This is a genomic window from Intrasporangium oryzae NRRL B-24470 (assembly GCF_000576595.1).
GTDB lineage: Bacteria > Actinomycetota > Actinomycetes > Actinomycetales > Dermatophilaceae > Intrasporangium_C > Intrasporangium_C oryzae.
Map to the genome: position 1 here is coordinate 88,064 of NZ_AWSA01000017.1, position 7,533 is coordinate 95,596.

Below are 7,533 nucleotides of genomic sequence, written 5' to 3' on the forward strand. Positions count from 1 at the left end.
TGGGAGGCCCGGACCGCGACCTCAGACGGTCGCGAGATCCGGGCCCTTCACGTCGAGAGCCCGAGCGCGACGCGCACGGCAGTGCCGAGCGCTCCGGAGTCGCCCGCCTTCGCGGTCAGGGACTGGTCCGCGCGACCGACGAAACCCTCCCGCGAGCCCCCGTTACGGCTCGGGCTCACGACGACCGTGCCGTCGTGCTGCTCGAGGTCGACGTGGAGCGCGCCCCGCGCGTAGGCCGCGTAGGAGCGCAGCCCGAGGGCTGTGAGGACGGGCGCGAAGGGCGACGGGCCGTGGCGGAGGTCCGGGGTGGGGATGCCCTCCCCGGACGCGTCGAGCATCCTCGAGGCGGCCTCACCGAGGACCCTGTCGGGCACGTCGGCAGGAAGGATGTCGAAGGCCCCGTTGGCCACCCAGAGACCGTCCACCGTGCAGGAGTCGGAGCTCACGACCAGGCGTCCGCGCCGCAGGTCGACCCCCGCCATCGCGAGCATCTCAGCTCACGGTGAAGGTGCTGCCCGTGACCGTGACCTTCTTGGCGGCCAGGGGCGCGGTCGCCGGGCCGTTGACGACGTCGCCGGTCGCGATGTCGAAGGCGCTGCCGTGACAGGGGCAGATGATCATCTTGTTGGCCACGGCCGCGACCGCACAGCCCTGGTGGGTGCACGTCGTGTCGAAGGCCTTGAACGTGCCGGCCTCGGGCTGCGTCACGACGACCTTCTGGTCGGGGAAGATCCTCCCTCCGCCGACCGGCACCTCCGACGTCGGTGTCGCGCCGCCGCCGCCGCCACCGCCGGCCCCGGACGAGCCCGGGCCCGGGTCGCTCGGCGACGAGCTGCTGCAGGCGGCGAGCACGCCGGCCCCGGCGACGACGACCGCTCCGCGCAGGACGACGCGGCGGTCGGTCAGCGACGGAAACAGGGCCGGTCCCGCGTCGGCGCGGGCGCTCTCGGGGGCACCCACCGCCTCGAGGGTGGGACCGCTGGACTGGGTGGAGCCGCTCATGCCTTCCCCTTCCGGGAGGTCGTCTTCTTCGTGCTCGGTCTGCTCGTCACGTCGGCACGGGTCGCACGGACGGTCGTGCTCGCTGCCGAGGTCTTCGCGGCGGCGGTCCCGGCGCGCCCGCGGGTCGCCCGCGCGGTCGTGCTCCCCGAGCCGGTTGCCGTGGAGCCGCTCCTGGCCGCTCCCTTCGGGGTGCCGGTGGAGGATGCCGCGATCGTCCGCTTCGTGGCTGGACGGCCGCCGTCAGCACGCTGCGAGCCGGCTGACGGCCGACCCCGGGAGGTCGTGCGGGCCGTCCGCTCGAGGATCGGCTTGAGGAACCGGCCCGTGTGGCTGGCCTCGACCTCGGCGACCTCCTCCGGGGTCCCCTCGGCGATGACCTGACCACCGCCGGACCCGCCCTCGGGGCCCATGTCGATGATCCAGTCGGCGTTCTTGATGACGTCGAGGTTGTGCTCGATGACGATGACCGTGTTGCCCTTGTCGACGAGACCCTGGAGGACGTCGAGAAGCTTGCGGATGTCCTCGAAGTGCAGACCCGTGGTCGGCTCGTCGAGGACATAGATCGTCCGCCCGGTCGAGCGCTTCTGCAGCTCGCTTGCGAGCTTGACGCGCTGCGCCTCACCGCCGGAGAGGGTCGGGGCGGGCTGCCCGAGACGGACGTAGCCGAGACCCACGTCGTTGAGGGTCCGGAGGTGCCGCGCGATCGCGGGCACCGCCTCGAAGAACTCCGCGGCCTCCTCGATCGGCATGTCGAGCACGTCGGCGATCGTCTTGCCCTTGAAGTGGACCTCGAGCGTCTCTCGGTTGTAACGGGCCCCGTGACAGACCTCGCACGGGACGTAGACATCGGGCAGGAAGTTCATCTCGATCTTGATCGTGCCGTCGCCGGAGCACGCGTCGCAGCGCCCGCCCTTGACGTTGAACGAGAACCGGCCTGGCAGGTAGCCCCGGATCTTGGCCTCGGTCGTCTCGGCGAAGAGCTTGCGCATGTTGTCGAAGACCCCGGTGTAGGTCGCCGGGTTGGAGCGCGGGGTCCGGCCGATCGGGCTCTGGTCGACGTGGACGACCTTGTCGAGCTGGTCGAGACCCTTGACCGACTTGTGCCGACCCGGGACGTGTCGTGCCCCGTTGAGCTTGTTGGCGAGGACGTTGTAGAGGATGTCGTTGACGAGCGTCGACTTGCCCGATCCCGAGACTCCCGTCACGGCGACGAGGTTGCCGAGCGGGAAGCTGACCTCGACGTCGCGCAGGTTGTTCTCGCGCGCGCCCGTGACCGTGATCTGGCGTCCGTCGTGGCCGCGGCGCACGGCCGGCGTCGGGATCTCCTTGCGGCCGGAGAGGTACATGCCGGTCAGCGAGTCGGGGTGCTCGAGCAGGCCCTTGACCGACCCCGAGTGGACGACCTCGCCGCCGTGCTCCCCCGCACCCGGCCCGATGTCGACGACCCAGTCGGCCGTCGCGATCGTGTCCTCGTCGTGCTCGACGACGATCAGGGTGTTGCCGAGGTCGCGCAGCCGGGTGAGCGTCTCGATGAGCCGGTGGTTGTCGCGCTGGTGCAGTCCGATCGACGGCTCGTCGAGGACATAGAGGACGCCGACGAGCCCCGAGCCGATCTGGGTGGCGAGACGGATGCGCTGGGCCTCCCCGCCCGACAGGGTGCCCGCGGGACGGTCGAGGGAGAGGTAGTCGAGGCCGACGTCGAGGAGGAAGCCGAGCCGGGCGTCGATCTCCTTGATCACCCGCTCGGCGATCTGGCGCTCCCGGGCCGAGAAGTCGACGGTGTCGAGGAAGCCGGCCGCCTCCCCGATCGCGAGGGCGCAGACCTCGGAGATGTTCTTGCCCCCGACGAGCACGGCCAGGGACTCCGGCTTGAGCCTGGCCCCCCGGCAGACGGGGCACGGGACCTCGCGCATGAAGCCTTCGTAGCGCTCGCGGCTCCAGTCGGAGTCGGTCTCGGCGTGCCGGCGCTTGATGAAGGGCACGACCCCCTCGAACCCCGTCGTGTAGGAGCGGTCGCGGCCGTAGCGGTTCTTGTACTTGACGTGGACCTGGTAGTTCTGCCCGTGGAGCAGGGCCTCCTTGGCCCGGGCCGGGAGGGCTCGCCACGGCGTGTCCATGGAGAAGGTCAGGTCGTCGGCGAGAGCGGCCATGACGCGCTGGAAGTACTCGGCCGAGCCGGAACCCTGGGCCCAGGGGGCGATGGCGCCCTCGGCGAGGGACAGGTCGTCGTCGGGCACGACGAGCTCGGGGTCGACCTCGAGCTCGGTGCCGATGCCCGTGCACGTCGGGCAGGCGCCGAACGGGGAGTTGAACGAGAAGGACCGCGGCTGGATCTCGTCCATGCCGAGCGGGTGGTTGTTGGGGCAGGCCATCTTCTCGGAGAAGCGGCGTTCGCGGTCGGCCGCCTTGGCGTCCCGGTCGACGAAGTCGATGACGACGATCCCGCCGGCGAGGCCGAGCGCCGTCTCGACGGAGTCGGTGAGGCGGCGCTTCGACCCGGCGTCGTCTCCCTTGGCGACGAGGCGGTCGACGACGACCTCGATCGTGTGCTTGCGCTGCTTCTCGAGGGTCGGCGGCTCGGCGAGGGAGATGACCTCGCCGTCGACCCGCGCCCGGGAGAAGCCCTTGGTCTGCAGCTCGGCGAAGAGGTCGACGAACTCGCCCTTGCGACCCTGGACGACCGGGGCGAGGACCTGGAAGCGGGTGCGGTCCTCCAGGGTGAGCAGCTGGTCGACGATCTGCTGGGGGGACTGCCGGGTGACCGGCTCGCCGCAGACCGGGCAGTGTGGCCGGCCCGCGCGGGCGAAGAGGAGACGGAGGTAGTCGTAGACCTCCGTGATCGTGCCGACGGTCGAGCGCGGGTTGCGGTTGGTCGACTTCTGGTCGATCGAGACGGCGGGTGAGAGACCCTCGATGAAGTCGACGTCGGGCTTGTCCATCTGCCCGAGGAACTGCCGGGCATAGGCGGACAGGGACTCGACGTAGCGTCGCTGGCCCTCGGCGAAGATCGTGTCGAAGGCGAGGGACGACTTGCCCGAACCGGACAGACCGGTGAAGACGATGAGGCTGTGTCTCGGGAGGTCGACGGAGACGTCCTTGAGGTTGTGTTCGCGCGCGCCGCGGACGACGAGTGCGTGAGGGTTGCCGGAAGCCGTAGCAGTCACCCGGCCCATGCTAGGTGGCGCCACCGACAATGGGTCGGGCCGCGTCGGCCACCGCGGGTGCGCGGGGGCAGCGCGAGACCCGGCTCAGCGGCATACTCGATCGTCATGAGCGTGAGTGAGCCCACCCCGATCGAGGACTACGCGGTGCTGGGGGACCTCGGCACCGCGGCGCTCGTCAGCCGGCGGGGGTCCGTCGACTGGCTCTGTCTCCCCCGTTTCGACTCGCATGCGTGCTTCGCCGCGCTGCTCGGCACCCCCGAGCACGGGCGCTGGCTCATCGGGCCGGTCGACCCCGACGCGGTGACGACCCGGCGCTACGTCGGCAACTCCTTCGTCCTCGAGACGACGCACGAGACCTCGACCGGTCGGGTCACGGTGACCGATCTCATGCCCCTCGGCGACGGCCGGGCGGACATCCTCCGGCGAATCGAGGGGATCGAGGGCACCGTGCGAATGACCCATGAGTGGGTCGTCCGCTTCGGCTACGGCCGCACGCGGCCGTGGGTGACCCGCCACACCGAGGACCGTGAGGGCCGCACCGACGAGATCATCACCGCGGTCGCCGGACCCGACATGCTCGTCCTGCGCGGCGCCCGCCTCCCGCACGCCCAGGACGGACACCACGTCGACGAGTTCGACGTGGCCGAGGGCGAGGTCCTCACCTTCTCGACGACGTGGTTCCCGAGCCGGGAGGAGGTCCCGCCGCCGCTCCGGGTCCGTTCGCGGATCTCCGAGACCCTCGCCCTCAGCAACCGGTGGGCGGGCAACAGCGGCTACCACGGGGCGTATGCCGATGCCGTGACCCGCTCGCTCCTCGTCCTGCGCGTGCTGAGCCACGGCGTCACCGGCGGCATCGTCGCGGCGCCGACGACGTCGCTGCCGGAGGACTTCGGCGGCGAGCGCAACTGGGACTACCGGTTCTGCTGGCTGCGCGACGCGGCGCTCACCCTCGAGGCGCTCCTCGGCTGCGGCTACGTCGAGGAGACCCGCGAGTGGCGCGACTGGCTCCTCCGGGCCGTCGCCGGCGACCCCGAGGACATGCAGATCATGTACTGCATCGATGGGTCCCGCGACCTGCCCGAACGGGTGCTGAGCCACCTGCCCGGCTACGCGGGCTCGCGGCCGGTCCGGATCGGCAACGCCGCGGTCGACCAGCGCCAGACCGACGTCCTCGGCGAGGTCATGATCGCCCTCGAGCACGCCCGCTCGCGGGGCCTCACCGAGTCCACGGAGTCGTGGCACCTCCAGCGGGCGCTCGTCAACCACCTCGCGCGGCACTGGGAGGAGCCGGACAACGGCCTGTGGGAGATCCGCGGCCCGCTGCGCCACTTCACCCACTCCCGGGTCATGGTGTGGGCCGCGTTCGACCGGGCCATCCGGGCCGTCGAGGAGCACGGGCTCCACGGGCCCGTCGAGCACTGGCGCGAGCTGCGTGACCGGGTGCGCCACGAGGTCCTCGAGAAGGGGTGGAACGAGGAGAAGCAGACGTTCGTGCAGCACTACGACACGACCGAGGTCGACGCGTCGCTGCTCACCCTCTCCGCGGTCGGCTTCATCGAGGGCGACGACCCACGGATGGTCGGGACGATCCGGGCGGTCGAGCGAGAGCTCATGCGCGACGGCCTCGTCCTGCGCTACCGCACCGAGGCCGGTGTCGACGGGCTGTCCGGCGACGAGCACCCCTTCCTCGCGTGCTCGTTCTGGCTCGTGACCGCTTACGCGATGGCGGGTATGACCGACGAGGGCCGGGCCCTCATGGACCGCCTCGTCGGGCTCAGCAACGACCTCGGCCTCCTGTCCGAGGAGTATGACCCGATCGGCAAGCGCATGGTCGGCAACTTCCCCCAGGCGTTCTCGCACCTGACGCTCGTCGGTGCGGCGCTCGCCCTGGGGCAGGCCGCTGGAGAGGACGTCGATGAGGCCCACTGACGTGACCACCGCCCACCTCGCGCGGGAGACCGACCGGGTGCTCGCCACCGCGGAGCGGCTCCGCGACGACGAGATCGCCGCGCCGTCGCTGTGCACGGGCTGGTCCCGGGGCCACGTCCTGGCGCACCTCGCGCGCAACGCGGACGCTCTCGGGCGCGTCTGCGACGCGGCGCTCACCGGCGCCGCCGTGACGATGTATGCCGGTGACGACGTTCGCGACGCCGAGATCGACGCGGGGGCGGCGAGGTCGGCACGGGAGCTCGCCGAGGACCTCCGTCTGAGCGCCGAGCGTCTCGCCCCGCAGGCCGCCCGGATCGGTCCCGAGCACGAGGGGATGACGGTCGAGCGGACCCCGGGCGGGGCGCGCATCCCGGTCGAGAAGGTGCCGTACCTCCGGTTGCGCGAGCTCGTCTTCCACCACGTCGACCTCGACGCCGGCTACGCGTTCTCCGACGTCGACCCGGAGGTGCTCGAGCTCCTCCTCGACGACGCCGTGGCCCGGCTGCGCTCCTCCGACGTCCCCCCGTCGATGACCGTGCGCACCGACGAGGGCGACTCGCACGTCCTCGGCGAGGGCTCCGTCACGGTGACCGGTCCCCGGGCCGCGGTCCTGCTCTGGCTCGCGCGGGGCCGCACCGGCGGCGTGCACGCCGACGCCGACCTGCCCCGACTCCCCTTCGGAGGATGAGCCCGATGACCTACACCGGTGTCGTGCGGCCCGGCGGCCCCGCCGACGTGCGCGAGCTGTCCGACCTGACGATCCGCAAGCTCGCCGTCTCGGCGATGCACAACAACGTCTACCTCCTGACGTCCGTCGCCACCGGCGCCCAGCTGCTCATCGACGCCGCTGACGAGGCCCCCCGCGTGCTCGCGCTCGTCGCGTCCGGTGGAGGCGGGCTCGACGCGGTGGTGACGACGCACCAGCACTGGGACCACGTCCGCGCCCTCGCCGACGTCGTGGCCGCGACCGGTGCGCGCACGGTCGCAGGTGCCGACGACGCCGATGCCCTTCCGGTGACCGTGGACGAGCGGGTCGGACAGGACGACACGGTCACGTTCGGTGACATCACGCTCGACGTGGTCCACCTGCGCGGGCACACCCCCGGCTCCATCGCCCTGGCCTACGAGGACCCGGAGGGCCACACGCACCTGTGGACCGGCGACTCGCTCTTCCCCGGCGGCATCGGCAACACGAAGAACCCCGGGCAGAGCTTCGACTCGCTCATCGAGGACGTGACGACGCGCGTGTTCGACGTCTACGACGACGACACGTGGTTCTACCCCGGGCACGGCGACGACTCCACGCTCGGCGCGGAGCGCCCGCACCTGCAGGAGTGGCGCGACCGCCGCTGGTGAACCGGTGCTTCGCACCTCCCGGAGGAGCGCCGCACGCCACCCCTGCTGCTAGCTGTACTCGGCCTGGACGTTGGTGACAGTC

At 71.5% G+C, this 7,533-nt stretch carries 6 protein-coding genes; 3 read left to right on the plus strand and 3 right to left on the minus strand.

Annotated features, from left to right (window positions below; genetic code table 11):
• Positions 1 to 47: 47 nt before the first annotated feature.
• From N865_RS09830 to uvrA, 3 genes are read right to left on the minus strand one after another with little or no spacing between them, the layout of a single operon-like run.
• Positions 48 to 491, minus strand: a complete 444-nt coding sequence (locus N865_RS09830; RefSeq protein WP_034804860.1) for a hypothetical protein — start codon at positions 489 to 491, stop codon at positions 48 to 50.
• A gap of 1 nt (position 492) precedes the next feature.
• The gene (locus tag N865_RS09835; protein WP_034804862.1) at positions 493 to 1,002 is read right to left on the minus strand and encodes a Rieske (2Fe-2S) protein; all 510 of its coding nucleotides are present in this window, start codon (positions 1,000 to 1,002) and stop codon (positions 493 to 495) included.
• Positions 999 to 4,175 (minus strand): excinuclease ABC subunit UvrA, encoded by a 3,177-nt coding sequence (gene uvrA, locus N865_RS09840; protein ID WP_034804864.1) that lies wholly within the window; start codon positions 4,173 to 4,175, stop codon positions 999 to 1,001. Before uvrA ends, N865_RS09835 begins: the two co-directional genes overlap by 4 nt.
• Before the next feature lie 96 nt (positions 4,176 to 4,271).
• On the opposite strand from uvrA, the gene N865_RS09845 reads away from it, so the two are divergent.
• From N865_RS09845 to N865_RS09855, 3 genes are read left to right on the plus strand one after another with little or no spacing between them, the layout of a single operon-like run.
• Complete coding sequence (locus tag N865_RS09845; protein ID WP_034804867.1) at positions 4,272 to 6,095, plus strand: glycoside hydrolase family 15 protein; 1,824 nt, start codon at positions 4,272 to 4,274, stop codon at positions 6,093 to 6,095.
• Positions 6,082 to 6,783: a maleylpyruvate isomerase family mycothiol-dependent enzyme gene (locus N865_RS09850; RefSeq protein WP_034804870.1), complete on the plus strand. Its 702-nt coding sequence runs from the start codon at positions 6,082 to 6,084 to the stop codon at positions 6,781 to 6,783. The genes N865_RS09845 and N865_RS09850 overlap by 14 nt, the downstream gene beginning before the upstream one ends.
• 5 nt (positions 6,784 to 6,788) lie before the next feature.
• Entirely contained in the window at positions 6,789 to 7,451 is a 663-nt protein-coding gene (locus N865_RS09855) for an MBL fold metallo-hydrolase (RefSeq protein WP_034804873.1), read from the plus strand.
• Positions 7,452 to 7,533: the final 82 nt, after the last annotated feature.

Coding starts and splice junctions, on each gene's coding strand:
- N865_RS09835 (WP_034804862.1), bottom strand. CDS start 1,002: ATGAGCGGCTCCACCCAGTCCAGCGGTCCCACCCTCGAGGCGGTGGGT.
- uvrA (WP_034804864.1), bottom strand. CDS start 4,175: ATGGGCCGGGTGACTGCTACGGCTTCCGGCAACCCTCACGCACTCGTC.
- N865_RS09845 (WP_034804867.1), top strand. CDS start 4,272: ATGAGCGTGAGTGAGCCCACCCCGATCGAGGACTACGCGGTGCTGGGG.
- N865_RS09855 (WP_034804873.1), top strand. CDS start 6,789: ATGACCTACACCGGTGTCGTGCGGCCCGGCGGCCCCGCCGACGTGCGC.
- N865_RS09830 (WP_034804860.1), bottom strand. CDS start 491: ATGCTCGCGATGGCGGGGGTCGACCTGCGGCGCGGACGCCTGGTCGTG.
- N865_RS09850 (WP_034804870.1), top strand. CDS start 6,082: ATGAGGCCCACTGACGTGACCACCGCCCACCTCGCGCGGGAGACCGAC.